Origin of the sequence: Kitasatospora sp. NPDC047058, from assembly GCF_040643935.1 — a bacterium.
Lineage (GTDB): Bacteria > Actinomycetota > Actinomycetes > Streptomycetales > Streptomycetaceae > Kitasatospora.
On record NZ_JBEYVJ010000028.1, the window covers coordinates 1 to 21,206 of the forward strand.

The 21,206-nt window shown below is 72.9% G+C and carries 18 protein-coding genes; 14 read left to right on the forward strand and 4 right to left on the reverse strand.

The features are described 5' to 3' along the window. The first annotated feature begins 179 nt into the window (after window positions 1–179). From ABZ885_RS06645 to ABZ885_RS06680, 8 genes are all read left to right on the forward strand, one after another. The gene (locus ABZ885_RS06645) at window positions 180–851 is read left to right on the forward strand and encodes a hypothetical protein (RefSeq protein ID WP_360184087.1); all 672 of its coding nucleotides are present in this window, start codon (window positions 180–182) and stop codon (window positions 849–851) included. Window positions 852–946: 95 nt separating this feature from the next. After that, window positions 947–2,152: a sensor histidine kinase gene (locus ABZ885_RS06650; RefSeq protein WP_360184089.1), complete on the forward strand. Its 1,206-nt coding sequence runs from the start codon at window positions 947–949 to the stop codon at window positions 2,150–2,152. Beyond that, complete coding sequence (locus ABZ885_RS06655) at window positions 2,149–2,829, forward strand: response regulator transcription factor (RefSeq protein WP_360184092.1); 681 nt, start codon at window positions 2,149–2,151, stop codon at window positions 2,827–2,829. Before ABZ885_RS06650 ends, ABZ885_RS06655 begins: the two co-directional genes overlap by 4 nt. A gap of 143 nt (window positions 2,830–2,972) precedes the next feature. Next, entirely contained in the window at window positions 2,973–3,593 is a 621-nt protein-coding gene (locus ABZ885_RS06660; RefSeq protein WP_360184094.1) for a hypothetical protein, read from the forward strand. A gap of 88 nt (window positions 3,594–3,681) precedes the next feature. Continuing rightward, complete coding sequence (locus tag ABZ885_RS06665; protein ID WP_360184096.1) at window positions 3,682–4,422, forward strand: NAD-dependent deacylase; 741 nt, start codon at window positions 3,682–3,684, stop codon at window positions 4,420–4,422. Between the two features lie 118 nt (window positions 4,423–4,540). Beyond that, window positions 4,541–5,755: a cytochrome P450 gene (locus tag ABZ885_RS06670; RefSeq protein ID WP_360184098.1), complete on the forward strand. Its 1,215-nt coding sequence runs from the start codon at window positions 4,541–4,543 to the stop codon at window positions 5,753–5,755. Window positions 5,756–5,776: 21 nt separating this feature from the next. Then, window positions 5,777–6,775: an ADP-ribosylglycohydrolase family protein gene (locus ABZ885_RS06675; protein WP_360184101.1), complete on the forward strand. Its 999-nt coding sequence runs from the start codon at window positions 5,777–5,779 to the stop codon at window positions 6,773–6,775. Between the two features lie 49 nt (window positions 6,776–6,824). Continuing rightward, the gene (locus ABZ885_RS06680; protein WP_360184104.1) at window positions 6,825–8,183 is read left to right on the forward strand and encodes a serpin family protein; all 1,359 of its coding nucleotides are present in this window, start codon (window positions 6,825–6,827) and stop codon (window positions 8,181–8,183) included. Window positions 8,184–8,246: 63 nt separating this feature from the next. Here the strand turns inward: ABZ885_RS06680 and ABZ885_RS06685 are convergent, their stop codons facing one another. Next, entirely contained in the window at window positions 8,247–9,347 is a 1,101-nt protein-coding gene (locus ABZ885_RS06685) for an ADP-ribosylglycohydrolase family protein (RefSeq protein ID WP_360184107.1), read from the reverse strand. A gap of 77 nt (window positions 9,348–9,424) precedes the next feature. Continuing rightward, on the reverse strand, window positions 9,425–10,723 hold the full coding sequence (locus ABZ885_RS06690; RefSeq protein WP_360184110.1) for a DUF2786 domain-containing protein: 1,299 nt from the start codon (window positions 10,721–10,723) through the stop codon (window positions 9,425–9,427). 465 nt (window positions 10,724–11,188) lie between these two features. Here ABZ885_RS06690 and ABZ885_RS06695 point away from each other — a divergent pair, with 465 nt between their 5' ends. Further along, window positions 11,189–11,845: a DUF3800 domain-containing protein gene (locus tag ABZ885_RS06695; RefSeq protein ID WP_360184113.1), complete on the forward strand. Its 657-nt coding sequence runs from the start codon at window positions 11,189–11,191 to the stop codon at window positions 11,843–11,845. A 176-nt stretch (window positions 11,846–12,021) separates the two neighbouring features. Beyond that, window positions 12,022–14,256, forward strand: a complete 2,235-nt coding sequence (locus ABZ885_RS06700; protein WP_360184115.1) for a hypothetical protein — start codon at window positions 12,022–12,024, stop codon at window positions 14,254–14,256. Between the two features lie 48 nt (window positions 14,257–14,304). Here the strand turns inward: ABZ885_RS06700 and ABZ885_RS06705 are convergent, their stop codons facing one another. Together ABZ885_RS06705 and ABZ885_RS06710 are read right to left on the reverse strand one after the other, a co-directional pair. Beyond that, window positions 14,305–15,954, reverse strand: a complete 1,650-nt coding sequence (locus tag ABZ885_RS06705) for a transporter (protein ID WP_360184118.1) — start codon at window positions 15,952–15,954, stop codon at window positions 14,305–14,307. Continuing rightward, the gene (locus tag ABZ885_RS06710; RefSeq protein WP_360184121.1) at window positions 15,951–16,832 is read right to left on the reverse strand and encodes an ABC transporter ATP-binding protein; all 882 of its coding nucleotides are present in this window, start codon (window positions 16,830–16,832) and stop codon (window positions 15,951–15,953) included. The genes ABZ885_RS06705 and ABZ885_RS06710 overlap by 4 nt, the downstream gene beginning before the upstream one ends. A 247-nt stretch (window positions 16,833–17,079) precedes the next feature. Between ABZ885_RS06710 and ABZ885_RS06715 the strand changes: the two genes are divergently transcribed. The 4 genes from ABZ885_RS06715 (at window position 17,080) to fusA (ending at window position 21,130) form a co-directional block, all read left to right on the forward strand. Further along, entirely contained in the window at window positions 17,080–17,718 is a 639-nt protein-coding gene (locus tag ABZ885_RS06715; RefSeq protein WP_360184124.1) for a DUF1707 and DUF4190 domain-containing protein, read from the forward strand. 422 nt (window positions 17,719–18,140) lie between these two features. Then, complete coding sequence (gene rpsL / locus ABZ885_RS06720) at window positions 18,141–18,512, forward strand: 30S ribosomal protein S12 (RefSeq protein WP_014144289.1); 372 nt, start codon at window positions 18,141–18,143, stop codon at window positions 18,510–18,512. Between the two features lie 2 nt (window positions 18,513–18,514). Further along, complete coding sequence (gene rpsG, locus ABZ885_RS06725; RefSeq protein WP_030055803.1) at window positions 18,515–18,985, forward strand: 30S ribosomal protein S7; 471 nt, start codon at window positions 18,515–18,517, stop codon at window positions 18,983–18,985. 39 nt (window positions 18,986–19,024) lie between these two features. Further along, window positions 19,025–21,130 carry an elongation factor G gene (gene fusA, locus ABZ885_RS06730; RefSeq protein WP_360184127.1) on the forward strand — a complete coding sequence of 702 codons (2,106 nt, stop codon included), beginning with the start codon at window positions 19,025–19,027 and terminating at the stop codon, window positions 21,128–21,130. The last annotated feature ends 76 nt before the right edge of the window (window positions 21,131–21,206 follow it).

The window sequence follows — 21,206 nt, forward strand, 5'->3', positions numbered from 1 at the left end:
CCCGCTACGCCACCGCGGGGCCCGGCGGCACCCCGCCCCCGGCCCCTTCGGCGGTCCCGCACCCGGTCCCCCCCGGGGGGGGGAGACCGGGAAACCGCCCGCCCGGGCGAGGCGGCCGCGGGGTCCGGCGGGGGAGGCTCCTCGGCGTCGGAACGAACGGACGTGGAGGGGAGCCGAGGATGAGGCGGGCACTGGGGGCGATGGCGATCACGGGCGCGGTGCTGCTCGGGACGGCGGGATGCATCTGGGACGACGACGAGCGGCGGGACGTCTCGTACGCGGTGACCGAACCGGTGCGGGTGCTGGTGGTCCAGGGCCACACCGGCGGGGTCACGGTGCGCGGCGGAGGCGGGACGGGGGCGAAGGTCACCGAGCACCAGAGCTTCCGGGACGGGGCGCCGCGCAGCAGCCACGAGCTGAAGGACGGCACGCTGACGCTGACCTACGACTGCGACGACTGCGGGGTCGGCTACGAGATCGACGTGCCGGCCGGGACGAAGGTCCGGGTGACGGCCGAGACCGGCGGGGTGCGGCTGACCGGGCTGGCCGGCGAGGTGGAGGCCACGGTCTCCACCGGCGGGGTGGAGGCGAGCGGGCTGACCTCGCCGACGGCGCTGCTGCGGTCCGAGACCGGCGGGATCGAGGCGTCCTTCGCCACCGCGCCGGGGAGGGTCGAGGCCCGGACCGGGACCGGCGGGGTCCGGCTGCGGGTGCCGGCCGGGGACGCCTACGCGGTGGACGCGAGCACCGGGACCGGCGGGGTGGACGTGGCCGTGCCGCGGCAGCCGGGGGCGCCGCGCAGCATCCTGGCCCGGGCCGAGACGGGCGGTGTCACGGTCGGGAACGGGTGAGCCCGGTGGTGGGCGGGGGAGTGCCCGTCGTCCTGCCGGTGGGGCATGATCTTCTCGGCGGGGGTGACCTCCCCGCGTCCGGGGGAGGGACGACGGTGGGACGAGTGGCGCGCTGGTGGGCCCGGCTGGCCGGGGGCAATCCGTACCTGCTGGACGTCCCGCTGGCGGTGTTCTCGTTCGCGGTCTCGCTCTGGTCGGTCTGGAACGACGAGACGGACTGGCCCTGGTGGGTCTACGCGATGACGCTCGGCACCGCCCTGCCGCTGCCCTGGCGGCGCCGGGCGCCGCTGGCGGTGGCCGCGCTCAGCGGGCTGGCATCGGTGCCGGTGTCGGTGCTCGCCCACTCGGTGATGCCGCAGATCCCGGTGTACGCGGTGGTCACCATCTACACGGTGGCGGACCGGGCCCGGGACTGGCAGCGCGGGCTGCTGCTGGGGATCCTGGTGGTCTCCAACATCCTGGGCACGCACTCGGTGAACGGCGCATTCTTCAGCCTGCTGCTGACCATCGGCACCTTCGTCCTCGGCTCGCTGGTGCGCGAGCTGCGCCGGCTGGCGCGGGCGGAGACGGAACGCGCCGAGGAGGCCGGCCGGCGGGCGGCCAGTGACGCGGCACGGGCGGTGGCCGAGGAACGGTCCCGGATCGCCCGGGAGATGCACGACATCCTGGCGCACGCCGTCTCGCTGATGGTCATCCAGGCCGAGGCCGGGCCGCTGGTGGTGCACCGCGACCCGGAGCGGGCGGTCCGGGCCTTCGACACCATCGCCGACACCGGCCGGGACGCGATGGTGCAGCTGCGCCGGGTACTCGGGGTGCTGAAGGAGGAGGGCGCGGCGCCGGAGCTGGCGCCGCAGCCGCGGCTGACCGAGCTCACCGCACTGGCCGAGCGGGTGCGCGGTGCCGGGCTGCAGGTCGAGCTGGAGCTGGACGGCGACGGGAACGGCGCCGGGAGCGGCGGGCCGGTGCCGGCCGACGTGCAGGCGGCGGCGTACCGGATCGTGCAGGAGGCGCTGACCAACACCGTGAAGCACTCCGGTGCCTCGCGAGCCTCGGTGCGGGTGGTCCGCGCGGGGGAGGAGCTGGCGGTGCTGGTGTCCGACGACGGGCACGGGGTGCGGCCGCGGGCCGACCGGGCGGTGAGCGACTGGTCCGGCGGGCGCGGGCTGGTCGGCATCCGGGAACGGGCGGCGGCCTGCGGCGGGCGGGCCGAGGCCGGGCCCGGGCCGGAGGGCAGGGGTTTCCTGGTGAGCGCCCGGCTGCCGTTGGGTGCAGCGGGCCTGGCGGAGAGGGTGGGCGGATGACGCCGATACGGGTGGTGGTCGCGGACGACCAGGAGCTGGTGCGGGCCGGGTTCGGGATGATCCTGGACGCCCAGCCGGACATCGAGGTGGTGGCCGAGGCCTGCGACGGCGCCGAGGCGGTCGAGGCCGTCCGCGAGCACGGCCCCGACGTACTGCTGCTGGACGTCCGGATGCCGGTGATGGACGGCCTGGAGGCGGCCCGCCGGGTCTGCGCCGAGTACCCGGAGACGAAGGTGATCATGCTGACCACCTTCGACATCGACGACTACGTGTTCGACGCGCTGTACGCGGGGGCGAGCGGCTTCCTGCTGAAGGACGTCCGGCGGGACGACCTGGCGCACGGGGTGCGGATGGTGGCCTCGGGCGAGGCGCTGCTGGCGCCGTCCGTGACCAGGCGGCTGATCGGCGAGTTCGCCGCGCGCCGGCCGGGCTCCCCCGAGCGGGCGGTGCGGGCGCCGTCGCGGCTGCTGGAGCAGCTGACCGCGCGGGAGCAGGAGACCCTGCGGCTGCTGGCGCGCGGGCTCTCCAACGCGGAGATCGCGGCCGAGCTGGTGGTGAGCGAGCACACGGTGAAGACGCACGTCAGCAATGTGCTGAGCAAGCTGGGGCTGCGGGACCGGGTGCACGCCGTGGTGTTCGCGTACGAGGCGGGGGCGGTCGTCGCGGGGGAGGGCTGAGGGCCCCGGCCGGGAGCCCCGCCGCCGGGGCTCCCCCGTGCGGGGGAGGGCCGTGATTCGCCGGTGCGGGCGATCCGCGACGAGGCCCGGGGCGGACAGCATCTGCGGTGTCGGAACGGACCTCTCGCAGACGGAGACAGACCATGACCACCTCCAAGCTCGACCGCCTCACCCCGTTCGCCGTCGTCGGCGGCCCCGCCCTGATGGCGCTGTACGGCGGCATCCGGCTGCTGGACGGCTCCCGGGACCCGGGCCCCGGCTGGATGGCCGGCCACAGCCTGATGTTCGCGGGGCTGCTGCTCTTCGGCGTGGTGTTCGCGGCGCTGCGCGGGCGGCTCGTGCCGCGCGGCGCGGCGGGCCGGCTGGTGGCGGACACGGCCGCGGGGGTGGCCTTCGCGGGCCTGGCGGCCTCGCTGGTGCAGATCGGCATCGACCTGTACGTCGGGGCGGTGGCCGTCGACAAGGCGGACCAGCACCGGCTGTTCGACGCCGTCCAGAGCCGGCCGGGGGTGCTGCCGGCGTTCTACTCGGTCGGCCCGCTGCTCTTCTACGTCGGCCTGCTGGCGCTGCTGGTGGCCGCCTCCACGGGCCGGGCGCGGACGCTGCGCTGGTGGAGCCCGGTGCTGGTGCTGGCCGGCACCGTGCTGGCGTCGGCCGACCTGGCCCTGATCCCGGCGACGGCCGCGCTCTACCTGGCGGCGCTGGCCCCGCTGGCCGGCTTCGGCGGGCCGGCCGGGCGCGTCGCGCGGCTCCGGGCATCCTGAACAGCGGGCCGGTGCGCGGCGGGAGTTGACGCGGTGCGCGCGGAATTCCGGTGGCGGGCCGGCCGTCCGGGCCCGTACCGTCCGGGGCATGAACGCGAAGCGCCCGCTGATCGCCGTGCTCACCGGCGCCGGCATCTCGACCGACTCCGGCATCCCCGACTACCGCGGCCCGAACGGCCTCTGGCAGCGCGACCCGCAGGCCCAGCAGCTGGTCACGCTCGGCCCGTACCTGGCCGACCCGGAGGTCCGCCGCCGGTCCTGGCTGATGCGCCGGGACGCGGGCGCGCTCGCCGCCGAGCCCAACGCCGGCCACCGCGCCCTGGTCGATCTGGAGCGCAGCGGGCTGCCGGTGCGGGTGCTCACCCAGAACGTCGACGGCCTGCACCAGCGGGCCGGGCTGACGGCCCGCAAGGTGCTCGAACTGCACGGCACCGCACGGGAGGTGGAGTGCGTGGCCTGCGGGGTGGCGGGGTCGATGGAGGAGGCGCTGGAGCGGGTCGCGGCGGGGGAGCCGGACCCGTCCTGCCGGGCCTGCGGCGGTGTGCTCAAGCCCCGCACGGTGATGTTCGGCCAGGCGCTGGACCCGGTGGTGCTGCAGCAGGCCGACGTCGTCGCCAGGAACTGCGACCTCTTCATCGCCGTCGGCACCAGCCTCCAGGTCTACCCGGTGGCCGCACTCCCGCAGATCGCCCTGGAGTCCGGTGCGCGGCTGATCGTGGTGAACGGGGAGCCCACGCCGTTCGACGAGGCGGCGGCCGAGGTGATCCGCGAGCCGATCTCCACCGCCCTGCCGGCGCTGGTGCAGCGGCTGCTGGCCGAACACGCCTGAAGCCGGCACCCGGAGGCGGAACCCTCTTGAACCGGAGGCGGAACCCTCTTAAAACGGACCGGCCGCGTGCGTACGATGATCACCCCGGCTCCCCCTCACGGCCAGGAGTGATCGACCGATGACGACGACGGCGAAGTTCGACCCCTGGTCGGCGGCGTTCGTGGCCCACCCGTACGACGCGTACCGCGAACTGCGCGAGCACGCGCCGGTGACGTACTACGAGCCCACCGGCCAGTGGCTGGTCGCCCGGCACGAGGACGTCAGCGCGCTGCTGCGGGACCGGCGGCTCGGGCGGACGTACACCCACCGCTTCACCCACGAGGAGTTCGGGCGGCCCGCCCCCGACCCGGCGCACGAGCCGTTCCACACGCTGAACGACCACGGCCTGCTGGACCTGGAGGCACCGGACCACACCCGGATCCGGCGGCTGGTCTCCAAGGCCTTCACCCCGCGCATGGTCGAGGGCCTGCGGCCGACCGTGCAGCGGCTGGCCGGCGAACTGGTCGACGGCCTGCTCGCGGCCGGCGGCGGCGACCTGATCACCGCCGTCGCCGAGCCGCTGCCGGTCGCGGTGATCGCCGAGATGCTCGGCGTCCCCGCGGCGGACCGGCACCTGCTGCGCCCGTGGTCCGCCGACATCACCGGCATGTTCGAGCTCAACCCGACCGAGGAGACCGCCCGCCGGGCCGTCACCGCGAGCATCGAGTTCTCCGACTACCTGCGGGCGCTGATCCGCGAGCGCCGGGCCGACCCCGGCCCGGACCTGATCAGCGCGCTGATCCAGGCCCAGGAGGGCTCGGACGCGCTCAGCGAGCAGGAGATGGTCTCCACCTGCGTGCTGCTGCTCAACGCCGGCCACGAGGCGACCGTCAACACCACCGGCAACGGCTGGTGGGCGCTGTTCCGCAACCCGGGCGAGCTGGCCCGGCTGCGCGGCGACGTCGACGGCCTGCTGCCCACCGCCGTCGAGGAGTTGATGCGCTGGGACACGCCGCTGCAGATGTTCGAGCGCTGGGTGCTGGAGGACATCGAGGTCCGCGGGGTCACCGTCCCGCGCGGCTCCGAGGTCGCCCTGCTCTTCGGCTCCGCCAACCGAGACCCCGCGCGCTTCGCCGACCCGGACCGGCTCGACCTCGGCCGCACCGACAACCCGCACGTCACCTTCGGCGCCGGAATCCACTTCTGTCTCGGCGCCCCGCTTGCCAGACTGGAGCTCACCGAGTCGTACGGCGCGCTGCTGCGCCGGGCGCCGGGCCTGCGGCTGGTCCGCGAGCCCGAGTGGCGCCCGGGCTACGTGATCCGGGGGCTGAAGGAACTGCTGGTCGAGGTCTGAGAGGGCCGGGGGGAGCCGGGAATGGGCAAGGCGACAGGGGCACTGCTGGGGCTGGCGATCGGGGACGCCCTCGGGCGGCTGACCGAGTTCCGCACGGTCGAGATGATCGCCGCGTACGAGGGCCCGGACTGGCGGCGGCTCCCGCTCCCCGGGAAGGCCCTGGTCACCGACGACACCCAGATGACGCTCGCCCTCGGCCGCGGCCTGCGCAGCGCCCTGGAGCGCGGGCCGCTCGGGCCGCTGCGGCTGGAACGGCCGGTCCGCGAGGAGTTCGTGGGCTGGTGGCGCTCGCCGGAGAACAACCGCGCCCCCGGCCGCACCTGCATGCACTCCTGCCAGCGGCTCTCCGTCGGCCGGCGGTGGCAGGAGGCGAGCGACATCGGCTCCAAGGGCTGCGGCGCCAACATGCGGGTCGCCCCGATCGGCCTGGTCCGCGAGCTCGACGCCCGGCAGCTGGCCGGCGCCGCCCAGCTGCAGTCCGGGCTCACCCACGGCCACCCCACCGCGCTCGCGGCCAGCGACCTCACCGCGTACGCCGTCCGCAAGCTCGCCGAGGGCCTGCCGCCGGCCGGGCTGCTCCCCGTCCTGCGCGCGTACGCGCTGGCCAGCCGCACCCGGTACGACGAGTTCTGGCTCGGCGACCTTGCGGCGCACGCCCACGACCACTCCCCGGAGGAGTTCATCGCCCGCGGCTGGGACGAGTGCCTCGGCGTGCTCGACCGGCTGGCCGCGGCGCTCGCCGCGCCGGACGTCGAGGCCGACCCGTGCCTGGCCACCGGCGAGGGGTGGATCGCCGAGGAGGCGCTCGCCACCGGCCTGCTCTGCTTCCTGCTGCTGCCGGACGACCCGGTGGCCGCCGTCCGCCGCGCCGCGTACTCCTCCGGCGACTCCGACTCGATCGCCTGCCTGACCGGCGCCTTCGCCGGCGCCCACCACGGCGCGTCGGCCTGGCCGGCGGACTGGGTGGAGCGGATCGAGTACCGGGACGAGCTCCTGGAGCTCGGCGCGCTCTGGGACTGAGCGCCCGGGGCGGGTGGAACCGGCCGGGGGCCGGGCACGTCGAACCGCCATGACGAGCCGCACGCACGGAACCCGCGCACCACGGTCAGCCCGCCCCGCCCGCCGCCCCGCGGTCCTGCTCCTCACCGCGACGCTCACCGCGGTCCTCGCCGCACCGCTGCTCACCGGCTGCGGCTCCACCGGCGCCGCCGCGCCCGTCGTGGTCCGCGCCTCGGCGACCGCCGCGCCACCGGCCGCCGACCCGGCGCAGGTCGCCGCCACCGCGGCCGCCACCGACGCCTTCGGTCTGGACCTGCTGCACACCCTCACCGCCGCGCCCGACCGGGCCGGCCGCAACGTGGTGCTCTCGCCGTCCGGCCTGGCCACCGTGCTCGCCATGGTGCTGCCGGGCGCCCGCGGCACCACCGCCGACGAGCTCGCCAAGGCCCTGCACACCGGGCTCACCCCGCAGCAGTACGCCCTCGCCACCGGCGCCCTCGGCCGCGGCGTCCCGCCCACCGACGGGCTCACCCTGCGGCAGTCCGACGACCTCTGGGCCCAGCAGGGCTTCCCGCTGAACCAGGACTACCTGGCCACCCTCGCCACCGCCTTCGACACCGGCGTGCACACCACCGACTTCCGCAAGGACCCGGAGGGCTCCCGCAAGGCCGTCAACGCGGCCGTCGAGAAGGCGACCGAGGGCCGGATCAAGGACCTCTTCGGGCCGGACATGATCAACGCGGACACCCGGCTGGCGCTCACCGACGCGCTCCACCTCAAGGCGAAGTGGGCCTCCCCGTTCAGGGCGGCCGAGACCTCCGACCGGCCGTTCCACCGGCTGGACGGTTCGACGCCCGCCGTCAGCACGATGGCCCAGGCCGGTATGTTCCGCTACGCCGAGGGGTCCGGCGGCATCCTCGGCGAGCCCTGGCAGGCCGTCGAACTCCCGTACGCCGACGGCAGGCTGGCGATGGACCTGCTGGTGCCCGCCCAGGGAGGGTTCGAGGCCTTCGCCAAGGGGCTCGACCAGGCCCAGCTCAAGCTGGTCCTGGACTCGCTGGCCGAGCGGTCCGTCGACCTCACCCTGCCGCGCTTCCACTTCGACACGGCCAACGAACTGACGCCGGCCCTGCGCGCACTCGGCGTCAACGCCGCCTTCGACGACGCCGACCTGGGCGGCATCCCCGGGCCCGGCACGTCCGAGCGGCTGAAGATCGGCGCCGTGGTGCAGAAGGCCACCGTCGAGGTGGACGAGGAGGGCACCGTGGCCGCGGCCGGCAGCGGCGTCAGCATCGGGGTGGCGGGGGCGGCCCCCGCCAAGCGGCCCGCGCAGCTGCACATCGACCGGCCGTTCCTGTTCCTGATCCGGGACACCGGCACCGGGCGGCCGCTCTTCCTCGGCCAGGTCACCGACCCGCAGGCCCGCTGAACAGGGCCGCCGAGCAGGGCCGCTGAACAGTCGCTGTGCAGGCCCGCCGAGCAGGGCGGCGGCCTACCAGGCGGGGTAGCGGCCACCGAGCGCCGGATGGGCCGGCTCCCGGCTGCCGAACAGCACCAGCAGGTCGTCCGCCACCCGCAGCAGCGTCTCGTTGCCCTCCACCGCCTCGGTCCAGGCGGCCGGGAGGGCGGCGGCGCCGAACGCCGCGCCGACCAGGTTGCCGCAGACCGCGCCGGTGGAGTCGCTGTCCCCGGAGTGATTCACCGAGAGCAGCAGCGCCGTCCGGACCGGGTCCGGTTCGGTGGTGGCGGCCAGCAGGCAGTACACGGCGATGGCCAGGCACTCCTCGGCGATCCAGCCGAGCCCGACCCGCTCCACCGCCTCCGCCGACGGCTCGGACTCCTGCGCCACCCGCACCGCCCGGGCCAGCGCCTGCACGGTCTCCTTGGAGCCCGGCAGGTCCCGGATCTGCTCGACGGTCAGCCCGACCGCCGTCCACGGCTCGACCCCGTTCGCCAGCCGCTCGACCAGCGCGGCGAACGCGCCCGCCGCCAGGTAACCGGTCGGGTGCCCGTGGGTGAGCTGCGCGCACTGCGCGGCCAGCCCGAACGACTGCTCCGCACCCAGCCGGGCCAGCCCGAACGGCGCCGAACGCATCACCGTGCCGCAGCCCTTGGAGTGCGCGTTGATCGGCCCCGGCTGCCCGACCGGCGCCGGCGCCTCGAACACGGGGTGGTACGACACCCCGGTGAGGCAGGCGTTGCCCGGCGCCCGCCGCGCGTACAGGAACGGCTGCCGCAGCAGCCAGCCGTCGTACGGGCGGGCGAGCGGCTGCTGGTCCGGCGCGCCCTGGCTCTGGGTGAGCAGCCAGCGCCGGTAGGCGCCGTGGACGGCCTCCGGCACCGAGCCGCCGCCGCCCGACCAGCCCCGGACGAAGCCGCGGATCAGGCCCTCGGCGGTGAACAGCGTCATCTGGGTGTCGTCGGTGACCTCGGCGATCCGGCCGCCGGACGGCAGGCCGGTCACCCCGGCCGGGCCGTACTGCTCCCGGATCTGGTACAGCTGCTGGAACTCCACCGGCCAGCCCAGGGCGTCGCCGACCGCCCCGCCGAGCAGCGCCCCGCGCACCCGGTCCGGGTATCCAGGCTCGGTCACCGTCGCTCCCCCTCGTTCGTCCCGGAGTCCGTTCTATCAGGCCCGCCCGCCGACTCCGGATCTCCCCGGCGCGGGTCTCAGCGCCGGATCTCGCCGGCCCGGCCGTGCAGGGCGGCCCGGTCGGCGGCCGCACGGCCGGCCGCCCAGCCCTCGCCGTCGCTCACCCGGACCCGCTGCGAGACCAGCTTCGGGAACATCCGTCCGACCTCCTGGTCCACCGCCTCGGTCCGCGCCGCCAGTGCGGGCAGCAGCCGCTCGTCCGGCACCAGCTGCTCCTCGGTGCCGTCCTCGCGCAGGTGCCGGCCGGCCGCCGCGTCGCTGGTCGCCCGCTCGGTCGCGGCGGCGAGCCGCTCGCGGATCCGCGCCGCGTACGCCACCAGGAAGGAGTGCCGGAAGGACTTGGTGCGGGAGGCGCCGTCCAGGTGCTGGCGCGAGCCGGCCCGGTTCATCGCGTGCGTGGCCTGCACCAGCAGCGAGGTGTACAGCAGTTCGACGCCGTCCAGGTCGCCGTCGAAGCCGATGATGGTGCAGAAACCGAACTCCTTCGCCCAGACCACCCGGCACCGGTTGGCCGCCGCCACCGCGTCCAGCAGCATCGTCTTCGGGCCCTCGTACGGGTTGTCCACGCCGATCCGCAGTGCCGCCGGGGCGTTCCGGTCCGCGCCGGCGGCCGCCAGCAGCGCCTCGTCGATGCTGTGCTGCGCCATCAGCTGCTGGGCCTTGGCGGTGAGCGCCTCGGCCTCCTCCGGGTAGTCGGTGGACTCGGCCTTCGCCAGCAGCGCCCGGATCCGGGACAGCATCCGCGGCTCGCCCGGCACCGGTCCGGAGTGCTGTGGCCGCACCGCCCGCCCGGGGGCCGGGCCGACCGGGGCGACCGGGGGCAGCCGGCCCCAGGTGCGCAGCAGCTCCAGCACCGCGGTGGCCAGCGCGAAGCGGTCCAGCCGGTGCCGGTGGGCGAAGGCGGCCAGGTACGCCTCGTCGCCCTCCCACCAGAGCGACGTCTCCAGCTCGCGCAGCTGCTCGTGCCAGCGCCGGTCGAGCGCCGCCGCCGGGTGCCGGCGCCCCTCGGCGGCGATCAGGTCGACCGCGAGTGCCAGGTGCACCGGCTTCAGCTCCCGCCGCACCACCCGGACCAGGTCGGCCGGCCGCCACCCCGCCGACCAGCACCGGCCGACCGCGGTGTCCGCGTACCCGAGCAGCGCCCGGCTCACCGCCGGCCACTGGGCGGGGGAGGCCGCCAGCAGCGAGGCCCCGGTGTCCAGTGCGAGGTCCAGGGTCTCGTCCGGCGCGGTCAGCACCGCCCCCACCGCCCGCTCCAGCAGCGGCCCGGCGCTCTCGTCCGCGCCGGTCCGCCCCTGCCGCCTGCCCTTGCCCACGGTGTCGCCCGCTCTCCTCGTACCCGCCCTGCGGTCAGGACAGCCTCCCGCCCATGATGCCGGAGGTCGCCACCGAACCCCGTGGGCCGCCTGGCTGACGACGGGCGGTGCATGCTAACCGGAGTTCGATATTCCGTCAGTTTCGTTACCTGGAGCAGGTTTAGCCGATGTCCATCTACTGCTCTCGGTAGTAGGATCACCGGAGAGCGAGCCCTCCGGTGGTTGTGCGCGGCCGGTGCCTGGGAATCGTCCCGGGCGCCTCTGCAGACTGGGCTCCGCGCTGATCTTGCGAACGTCGTTCGATACGGCGGGCCGCTCGATCGAGAGCGGGTCCGGCTACGTCGTCGTCGGAGTGACGTAGCGCGTTGATGAGCCGACGTGCCCCCGGGAACGCGAAAGCGTGGGGGAGGACCCCGACAGTAGGTGTCGGATGAGGTCAATGGCTCGCGGTGGGGGCCTGCCTTCATGCACCAGCAGCCGGTGGACCGGCATTTCTACCTCGACGACTCGGGTGCGCACGACCAGGGGATCTGGCTCTATGCCTGGATGGGCGTACCGGCCTTGGACGAGGCGTGCTTCTTCGACGAGATCGACACGTTCCGGGCCGGCCTGCTGGCCGAGTACGGCATTCCGGTCGAGTTCGAGCTGCATGCGACCAAATTCCTGACCGGTCACGGTCGCCCTGGGGGCAAGGAGCTGGCGGCCAGGTATCGCAAGCACATCGCCCAGCACATGCTCGACCTGCTCGACGCCCAGCCCGACCTGTCCGTCGGCGCGGTCTTCGCGCAGCGGCCTCTCAGGCACCGCCGGCTCATGGACGAGGCTTTCGCCGGGACGCTTCGGCGGATCAACGCGCAGTTGGAGGCGGCCCGGGAGTACGGGCGGTTGGTGATCGACGGCGACGGCACCAACCCGCTGTACCAGGCCGCGTTCGACGAGGTGCGGCCTGCCAGGATCACCGGATTCAAGTTCGTTCCGGCGCACGAGAGCCAGCCCGTCCAGTTCGCCGACCTCATCGCCTACACCGCGTTCCAGTGGTTGGTCCGGGCTCCCAAGCGGGCCTTCATGCACCACTGGTACCCGGCTCATCTGGCCAAGGCGCACGGCCCCGAGCGGGTCTGAAACCGGCCCGGGACGACGAAACCCCGGCACTTGGCCGGGGTTCGTAAAAGCAGACCTGGCGACAGCGTTCACAGTCGCCCGGACCACGACTCCACTGTACCGCCGCCCGATGGCAAAGGCCATGCCATAGATCCCAGGACTTCTAGCCAATCAGCCCGACAGATGAGGGGATTGCCGTGACTGCATCCATTGAATTCAAGGAGCCAGGCCGTTCCGAACAGCAGACCGGCCACCCGCAGCTGCCGGGGCCGCGCGGGCCGGAGAGCCTGAACTTCGTTCTCAAGGGCGAGGAGTTCACCATCAGCGGCTTCGAGCGCCAGCTCCCGGAGCCCTCCTCCGCCACCGGCCGGGGCAAGCTGGTCAGGGCCGGCCTTACCGACCCCGGGACGGCGCTCGACGACGACGGCTGGCACGCGGTGGCCCGCGCCGTCGTCCACCCCGAGGCCATCGCCGCACTGCTGCGCACCCATGCCGGTTCGGCCACCGCGCTGATCGACGAGCATGTCGAAGGTGCGACGCTGCGCTCGATCCACGCCCGGGTATGGCTCACCGAGCTGTTCCCCGGACTGCAGCCGAGGACCGGTCAAGAGGCGCTGCCGATCCCGGACCCGGTCGTCCGGGGGGTGCTGGAAGAGAGCGAGGAGCGGACGGCCGGGCGGCCCCTGGCCACCGTGTCGTATGTGTACAAGAACCCGCAACACCTGCGGGACCACCTACGGCAGACCATCGCCTACACCCGGGAGGCCAATCCGAACCCCTACGATCAGTCCATCCTCGCCCGACGGATCACCCGCGCGGTGATCGCGCATCCCTGCCGGCTGGAGTTCGAGGACAACACGGAGACCATCCACGTCCTGGTGGTCCGGGACGGCATCACTCGGATCACCAGCGCCTGGGCGCTGCTCGCCGGAGACGACGCCACCCCGGGCAAGATCGCCGACGCCGCCACCGACGCGCTGCTAGCCGAGCGGCCCACCCGCCGGAACGCGGCCGAGCGGAGCCTCAGCCAACGGCACGCGCTGGGCCGCCACGACGAGCTCGAGCAACTCCGCGGCGAGTTCCTGCGGGGGCTCGGCGACCCGCCCACCGACCGGGCGGTGCGGATCGGCCAGACGCTGGTGGTGCCGGCGCAGATCGCAGTGGGTCTGCAGGCCTACCCGGGCGGTGTCCTGCCCGACGACGAGCTCTTCGATGACGCGGTGCGGAGCATCCTCGCCGCGGTGCACGTGGAGTTCAAGGGCTGGGACCTGGCCGCGCAGAACGTCGAGGTCGGCTCCCGGGCGCTCCGTCGGGTCCTGCTGTCCAACTCGGTGCAGCGTGCGGCCGGTCAGGTGGACCTCGCCGACGTCGTGGACCTCGCGATCGGCCGGATCCCGCCGAACCAGGTCTCGAGGGTGTTCGGCGACCCGACGATCCCGCCGACAGCCCTGTGGCGCGCTGTCTGCCTGGTGCACGCCCTGACCAGGAGCGAGCTCTACCGCGAGGTGAAGCGCCACGCGATGGACATCAAGGGCACGCGGGCGATGAAGTACGTCGGCTATGCGGAACTGCTGGGCCCGATTGTCGATCACCCCTGGCGCGCGGCGAAGAAGGCCGTTCTCCAGCAGGCCCGCAACGCCTGGGGCAACGGAGGCGTGCTCACCGACGACGTCCGCAACGGGATGTGGGAGCCGGTGCCGACGGCCCGCTTTGCCGATCTCGTCGGGCCCGCGCTGGACGGCGACCTTGATGCCCGGATGACCCTCGCGGTGGCCGGAGGCGTCGCGCTCATCACCGACAAACTGCTGACCCGGAACGTCGGATCCGCGGTCGGCCGAACCGTCCCCTTCCGCGCGGATGTGCACGCCGTGGTCGCGGGACTGTCGGCACCTGGCAACGAAGTGGGCTTCTGGATCCTGGCACACGCCGCCGACCGGTTCGAGCCGGACCGTCAGGCCAAGAATTCGCTGACCGACGCCCAGCTGACCAGGGCTACCGATCTGACGTCGTACTACACGCACATCGACGTCGACATGGCGCAGCCGGACCGGGTGGCGAGGGACGCGACGGGTGTCGAGATCGCACTCGGCCAGTACCGCGTGGTGTCCGTCTCCGACCCCGTGCTCGCCCAGGAGAAGGAGAACGAGAAGCTGACGGAGGCCGGAGGCAAGCCGCTCTCGGTCAACGAGCAGGTCACGCAGGCGCGGGCGGGTCTGCTGCAGTCCCTGGAGGCCGCTACCGACCACTTGAACAACCTGATGGCCCTCACCGCGAGCAGCACGCTGAACGCCTTCGGTTCCAAGGCCGAGTGGGAGCCACTCCACAAGCTCTCGTCGAAGCTCCAGAACGCCATCTACAACGGTGGCACAACCCTCCCCGGCACCGAGATGTACGAAGGGGACGACCCCTACGAGGACGACGAGGAGGAGTAGGCACGGAGGGTGGGCCCGGCCTCGAAGCCGGGCCCACCCGTGCCGGGCTCAGCGTTCGACGGTCTTGGCGAGGATCTCCGGGATGCGCTCCAGCAGGCGCCCGGCCGCGAGGCGGACGCCGAGGAAGGCGAGCAGGGCGCCGTAGAGCGGGCCGGCGAACAGGAGCGGCCAGGCCGGGCCGCCGGTGAGCAGCGCCCAGCCGAGGTAGCCGGTCACCGGGGTGCTGAGCAGCACGGCGCCGAACATCGAGCCGAAGCTGTTCAGCATCACCAGGCCGGACTGGCCGGGGGCCGCGTTGCGCATCGGGCTGCTGTCGGAGGGCATGGTGTACGGCGCCAGCACGCTGAGCACCGCGCCGATCGCGATGCTGGTGCCCAGCAGGGCGAACGCCACGCCCAGCGCGGGGGCCAGGCCGGCCCAGTCGCCGGTGACGGCGGCCAGCACCAGCGCCAGCACGGTCGTGACCGGCAGTGCGTAGGAGAGCACCGCGTAGGCCCGCCCGCGCAGCTCGTCCCGGGCGTCGGCGGGGGTGAGCAGGGTGGCGGCGACCATCCAGAACGCCGAGCCGTCCATGCCGAACAGGTTGATCATCTGCAGGCCGAGGAACATCCCGGTCGCCGCGATCAGGTAGACGCTGGACCAGCCCTGGACCACCGACAGCACGCAGAGCACCACGGTCATCCCGATGCTGGTGAACACGGCGGCCTTGGCCCGCGGCTCCCGCCAGGCGTAGCGGAGGTGGCGCTGCATCACCGCGCCGGTCCGGCCCGCGGGCAGGAAGCCCCAGCCGCGGGAGGACTGCACCCCGCGCGCCACCTCCAGGGTGGAGGCGTCGGCGGTGACCATCAGCTGCTGGAGGCTGGCCCGCCACCAGCGCAGGAGCAGCACCAGCAGCGCGGCGGTGGCGGCGAGCTGGAGCAGTGCCAGGCCGTAGCGGCCCTCGCCGGCGGTGCGGACGGCGTCCACCGCGCTGACCGGCGGCACCCAGCGCAGCACCGAGGCGATCGGCGCCAGCGGGCCGAGGTCGACGCCGGCGCCGGGCCGGCCGAAGACGCTCTGCGAGCCGAGGTTGGCGATCTGGATCAGCAGGGCGAAGAGCAGGCCGCCGAAGATCGCGAAGTCCTTGCCGCGCCGGCTGGAGAGCAGCCGGGCGTTGCCGGCGGCGACCGCGCGGGAGAGCGTCACCAGGCTGACCACGGCCAGTGGGACGCCGGCCACCGCGGCCGCCGCCGAGGCGGCGCCGTTCGCGCCGGACAGCGCGGCGCCGGTGACCAGCACCAGCGAGACCAGCGGGCCGGGCCCGATCAGCGCGGCCAGCACCGAGCCGCGCAGCAGCGGTCCGGGGCGCAGCGGCAGCATGGTGAGCCGGGTCGGGTCGGAGCTCTCGTCGCTGGAGAAGAGGAAGAGCGGCAGCGCGGCCCAGCCGATCGCGAGCACGCCGGTCAGCATCACGCCGGCGTCCCCGGCGGCACCGGCGCCGCTGTGCCCGTTGAGCAGCGCCATGCCGAGGGCGATCAGGCCGGCGAAGAGCAGGCCGACCACCGCGCCGACGACGTAGAGGGCGGTCCGGCCGGGGCTGCGCCTGAGCCCGTTGCGGAGCAGCCGGAGCTTGAGCGCGACGAGCGCGCGGACCACCGTCCGGCCGTCGGGGACCGGGGTGGGGACGGCCTGGACGCCGGTGGTCTGGGGGGAGCTCACCGCTGCTCGCCCCCGAGCCGGTCACCGTCGGGGTGCCCGTCGCCGGCCGGTGCGTCGTCGGCCGGTGCGTCGCCGGCCCGGCCGGTGCCGAGCCAGCCGAGGGCCAGGCCGTCGTCCTCGCGCACGCCGATCAGGGAGAGGAAGGCCTCGTGCAGGCTGCGGTCGCCGCGGACGGCGTCCAGCGGGCCCTGGGCGATCACCTGGCCGGCGTTGACCACGGCGACCCAGTCGCAGAGCTGCTCGACCAGCTCCATGACGTGGCTGGAGAAGACGACGGTGGAGCCGGCCGCGGCGTACCGCTTGAGCACCCCGCGGATGGTCTGGGCGGAGACCGGGTCGACGCCCTCGAAGGGCTCGTCCAGGAAGAGCACGTCGGGGTTGTGCAGCAGCGCGGCGGCCAGGCCGATCTTCTTGCGCATGCCGGTGGAGTAGTCGGCGACCAGCTTGTCGGCGTCGCCGGCGAGGTCCAGGACGGCCAGCAGCTCCTCGGCGCGGCGGTCCACCTCGGCGCCGGGCAGGCCGCGCAGCCGGCCGTTGTACTGCAGCAGTTCGCGGCCGCTGAGCCGCTCGAACATCCGCAGGCCCTCGGGCAGGATGCCGATCCGGGCCTTGACCGTGACCGGGTCGCGCCAGACGTCGGCGCCGTGGACCAGGACGGTGCCCTGGTCCGGCCGCAGCAGGCCGGTGACCATCGACAGGGTGGTGGTCTTGCCGGCGCCGTTCGGGCCGACCAGCCCGATGAACGCGCCGGCCGGCAGCTCCAGGCTCAGCCCGGCCACCGCGGCCTGGCTGCCGAAGTGCTTCCACAGCCCTTGGATGCTCACCGCCGATCGGGTGCCGGGCACGGGGGCGGGGGACGGCGGCGCTGACGCCTGCATGGCGGCCTTCTCTACTGGTCGGTACGGGTGGTGCGGGCCACAGCCTGCCATTGCCCGGCCAGGCCTGTCGCCCCCTTGATGATCTTCAGTGTGACTCGGCCGAACGGGTGAGACCATCCGGGGCCGGGCGGGTTCCGCGGCGCGTTCTGAGCCGGTCTCCGAAACCGGCAACTACTCAGCACCCCGGATCGTCCTGCACTATGAGAGTCAGTGAGCGCGAGTGCTCGTCGGGTGTCGGAGGTGGCGGATGGGCGGTCAGCCGTGGGGCGAGCAGGACCCCGGCTTCGGGGGCCGGTCTCCACAGGCGTCGCCGGCGCCTTACAACAAGCCGTGGCCGGCCGCATCCCCGTCGTTCGCACCGCAGTCCTTCGGCCCGCAGCCGTCCGGGCAGCTGCACCAGTCGCAGATGCGGGCGGCGCACACGGACCGGGACCGCACGGTCGACGTGCTGAAGGCCGCGTTCGCGGAGGGCCGGCTCACGGCCGACGAGTACGGCCAGCGGTTCGACGCGGCGAGCGCCGCGCAGACGTACGGCGAGCTGGCCCGGCTGGTGGCCGACCTGCCCTCCGGTCCGATGGTGACTCCGATGGTGACGCCGATGACGGCCGCCGGCCCGCCGGTGCCGCAGACGTTCCTGCCGCCGCCGGTCCTGCTGCCGCCGCCGCGGCCGACCAACGGCGCGGCCGTGGCGTCCCTGGTGCTCAGCCTGTTCGGGCTCGGACTGCCCGCGGTGATCGCCGGCCACGTCGCCAAGAACCAGCTGCGCACGCGCAAGGAGGACGGCGATGCGATGGCCACCGTCGGCCTGGTCATCGGTTACGTGGAGTGTGCGATCTTTGGCCTGTTCGTGCTCATCCTGCTCCTCGCGTCCGGAGGGCCGGCCTGACGTCCGCCGCCCCGCCCGGGGCTGCTCCGGTGGCGGCGGCCGTCCGGGTGTGGTAGAGCGGCAGGAGAGCGGTCCGACACCGGGCGGCCGCGCGCGGGACATCCGGGCGACACCCGGTCGACGGCCGCGACCTGCGGCGTTGCATTTGTTTTGACCGCGCCCGATGCGCTAGGTACGCTCTGACCTTGTGCCTGGGGTGTCCCCGGGTCCTTGTGCGTGCATGCACACCGGTCGCCGCGCCAAGCCGGAGCGCCTTTTCGGCGCGCCGCGCGTGAGCGCCGTCGCTGTACAGCTGCCCACGGGATTCCGTGCCGGAATAAACCCAACACACCCGACCGCGTGGGTCGACCACGGGGCCGTGTGCGACGGGAACACCGCAGGTTAGTTCCACCAAGCCTTGGCACACAGAAAACGGAGAAACGGTGCCTACGATCCAGCAGCTGGTCCGAAAGGGCCGGCAGGACAAGGTCGAGAAGAACAAGACTCCCGCGCTGAAGGGCTCCCCGCAGCGTCGTGGGGTCTGCACGCGTGTGTACACGACCACCCCGAAGAAGCCGAACTCGGCGCTTCGTAAGGTCGCCCGTGTGCGCCTCACCAGCGGGATCGAGGTCACCGCTTACATCCCGGGCGAGGGCCACAACCTGCAGGAGCACTCCATCGTGCTGGTTCGCGGTGGTCGTGTGAAGGACCTTCCTGGTGTCCGCTACAAGATCATCCGCGGTTCGCTCGACACCCAGGGTGTCAAGAACCGCAAGCAGGCCCGCAGCCGCTACGGCGCCAAGAAGGAGAAGTAAGAATGCCTCGTAAGGGCCCCGCCCCGAAGCGCCCGGTCATCATCGACCCGGTTTACGGCTCCCCGGTCGTCACCCAGCTGGTCAACAAGATCCTGCTGCACGGCAAGCGCTCCACCGCCGAGCGGATCGTCTACGGCGCCCTCGAGGGCGTCCGTGAGAAGACCGGCTCGGACCCGGTCGTGACGCTGAAGCGCGCGCTGGAGAACGTCAAGCCGGCCCTCGAGGTCAAGTCCCGCCGTGTCGGTGGCGCGACCTACCAGGTTCCGGTCGAGGTCCGTCCGGGCCGCGCCAGCACCCTGGCGCTGCGCTGGATGGTCGGTTACTCCCGCGCCCGTCGCGAGAAGACCATGACCGAGCGCCTGATGAACGAGATCCTCGACGCCAGCAACGGCCTGGGCGCTTCCGTGAAGCGTCGCGAGGACACCCACAAGATGGCCGAGTCCAACAAGGCCTTCGCGCACTACCGCTGGTAGTCCCAACCCCGTCACTAGACAGAGAGAGAACGAGCCACCATGGCTGCAACCTCCCTTGACCTCGCCAGGGTCCGCAACATCGGGATCATGGCGCACATCGACGCGGGCAAGACCACCACCACCGAGCGGATCCTGTTCTACACCGGTGTCTCGTACAAGATCGGTGAGGTCCACGATGGCGCTGCCACCATGGACTGGATGGAGCAGGAGCAGGAGCGCGGCATCACGATCACGTCGGCCGCGACGACCTGTCACTGGACGCTCGACGGCGTTGACAACACGATCAACATCATCGACACCCCGGGTCACGTCGACTTCACCGTCGAGGTGGAGCGTTCGCTGCGCGTCCTCGACGGTGCCGTGACGGTGTTCGACGGTGTCGCCGGTGTCGAGCCCCAGTCCGAGACCGTGTGGCGGCAGGCTGACCGCTACGGCGTCCCGCGCATCTGCTTCATCAACAAGCTGGACCGCACGGGCGCGAACTTCTTCTTCTGCGTCGACACCATCGTGGAGCGCCTCGGCGCGACCCCGCTGGTGATGCAGCTCCCGATCGGTGCCGAGTCGGACTTCCAGGGCGTCGTCGACCTGGTCCGCATGAAGGCGCTGGTCTGGACGGCCGAGGCCGCCAAGGGCGAGATGTACGACATCGTCGACATCCCGGCCGACCTGGTGGACCAGGCCGAGGAGTACCGCGAGAAGCTGCTGGACACCGTGTCGACCGTCAGCGACGAGGTGATGGAGCTCGCCATGGAGGGCGAGTCCGTCCCCGAGGCGCTGCTGATCTCCGCGATCCGCAAGGGCACGCTGAACTCGGACTTCACGCCGATCTTCTGTGGCACCGCCTTCAAGAACAAGGGCGTTCAGCCCCTGCTCGACGCGGTCGTCAACTACCTCCCGTCGCCGCTGGACATCGAGTCCATCGAGGGCACCAAGCCCGGCGACGACACGGTCAAGATCTCCCGCAAGGCGTCGGACGACGAGCCGCTCGCGGCGCTGGCGTTCAAGATCATGTCCGACCCGCACCTGGGCAAGCTCACCTTCGTCCGGATCTACTCCGGGCGCCTTGAGGCCGGCACCGCCGTCCTCAACGCGGTGAAGGGCCGCAAGGAGCGCATCGGCAAGATCTACCGCATGCACGCCAACAAGCGTGAGGAGATCGACTCGGTGGGCGCCGGCGACATCGTCGCCGTCATGGGTCTCAAGCAGACCACCACCGGCGAGACCCTGAGCGACGAGAAGCACCCGGTCATCCTGGAGTCCATGGACTTCCCGGCCCCGGTCATCCGCGTCGCGATCGAGCCGAAGTCCAAGGGCGACCAGGAGCGGCTCGGTACCGCCATCCAGCGCCTGGCCGAGGAGGACCCGTCCTTCCAGGTCAACACGGACGAGGAGACCGGCCAGACCATCATCGCGGGTATGGGCGAGCTGCACCTTGAGGTGCTGGTCGACCGTATGAAGCGTGAGTTCAAGGTCGAGGCCAACGTCGGCAAGCCGCAGGTCGCGTACCGCGAGACGATCCGCAAGGCCGTCGAGCGTATCGACTTCACGCACAAGAAGCAGACCGGTGGCTCCGGCCAGTTCGCGAAGATCCAGATCGCGATCGAGCCGATCGAGTCCGGCGAGGGCTACGAGTTCGTGAACAAGGTCACCGGTGGCCGCGTGCCGAAGGAGTACATCCCTTCGGTCGACGCCGGTTGCCAGGAGGCCATGGAGTTCGGCGTGCTCGCCGGCTACCCCCTCCAGGGTGTCCGCGTCACGCTGCTCGACGGTGCCTCGCACGACGTCGACTCCTCCGAGCTCGCGTTCAAGATCGCCGGCTCGATGGCCTTCAAGGAGGGCGCTCGCAAGGCGTCCCCGACCCTGCTCGAGCCGATGATGGCCGTCGAGGTCACCACGCCCGAGGACTACATGGGCGATGTGATCGGCGACATCAACTCTCGCCGTGGCCAGATCCGGTCCATGGACGAGCGCTACGGTGCCCGCGTCGTGTCGGCGCTGGTCCCGCTCTCCGAGATGTTCGGCTACGTCGGTGACCTGCGCAGCAAGACCTCTGGTCGCGCAAGCTACTCGATGCAGTTCGACTCGTACGCCGAGGTTCCGCGGAACGTGGCGGACGACATCATCGCCAAGGCCAAGGGCGAGTAAGGACCGGCACCAGCCGGCCCTTACCCGAGGCCGCACTGGTCCCGACATTCGGGACGATTGCGAACCCTTAGGCTAT

Excerpts from the sequence above, each read along its gene's own strand:
- ABZ885_RS06645 (WP_360184087.1), top strand. The coding sequence starts at position 180 with ATGAGGCGGGCACTGGGGGCGATGGCGATCACGGGCGCGGTGCTGCTC.
- ABZ885_RS06655 (WP_360184092.1), top strand. The coding sequence starts at position 2,149 with ATGACGCCGATACGGGTGGTGGTCGCGGACGACCAGGAGCTGGTGCGG.
- ABZ885_RS06660 (WP_360184094.1), top strand. The coding sequence starts at position 2,973 with ATGACCACCTCCAAGCTCGACCGCCTCACCCCGTTCGCCGTCGTCGGC.
- ABZ885_RS06665 (WP_360184096.1), top strand. The coding sequence starts at position 3,682 with ATGAACGCGAAGCGCCCGCTGATCGCCGTGCTCACCGGCGCCGGCATC.
- ABZ885_RS06670 (WP_360184098.1), top strand. The coding sequence starts at position 4,541 with ATGACGACGACGGCGAAGTTCGACCCCTGGTCGGCGGCGTTCGTGGCC.
- ABZ885_RS06675 (WP_360184101.1), top strand. The coding sequence starts at position 5,777 with ATGGGCAAGGCGACAGGGGCACTGCTGGGGCTGGCGATCGGGGACGCC.
- ABZ885_RS06680 (WP_360184104.1), top strand. The coding sequence starts at position 6,825 with ATGACGAGCCGCACGCACGGAACCCGCGCACCACGGTCAGCCCGCCCC.
- ABZ885_RS06695 (WP_360184113.1), top strand. The coding sequence starts at position 11,189 with ATGCACCAGCAGCCGGTGGACCGGCATTTCTACCTCGACGACTCGGGT.
- ABZ885_RS06710 (WP_360184121.1), bottom strand. The coding sequence starts at position 16,832 with ATGCAGGCGTCAGCGCCGCCGTCCCCCGCCCCCGTGCCCGGCACCCGA.
- ABZ885_RS06715 (WP_360184124.1), top strand. The coding sequence starts at position 17,080 with ATGGGCGGTCAGCCGTGGGGCGAGCAGGACCCCGGCTTCGGGGGCCGG.
- rpsG (WP_030055803.1), top strand. The coding sequence starts at position 18,515 with ATGCCTCGTAAGGGCCCCGCCCCGAAGCGCCCGGTCATCATCGACCCG.
- fusA (WP_360184127.1), top strand. The coding sequence starts at position 19,025 with ATGGCTGCAACCTCCCTTGACCTCGCCAGGGTCCGCAACATCGGGATC.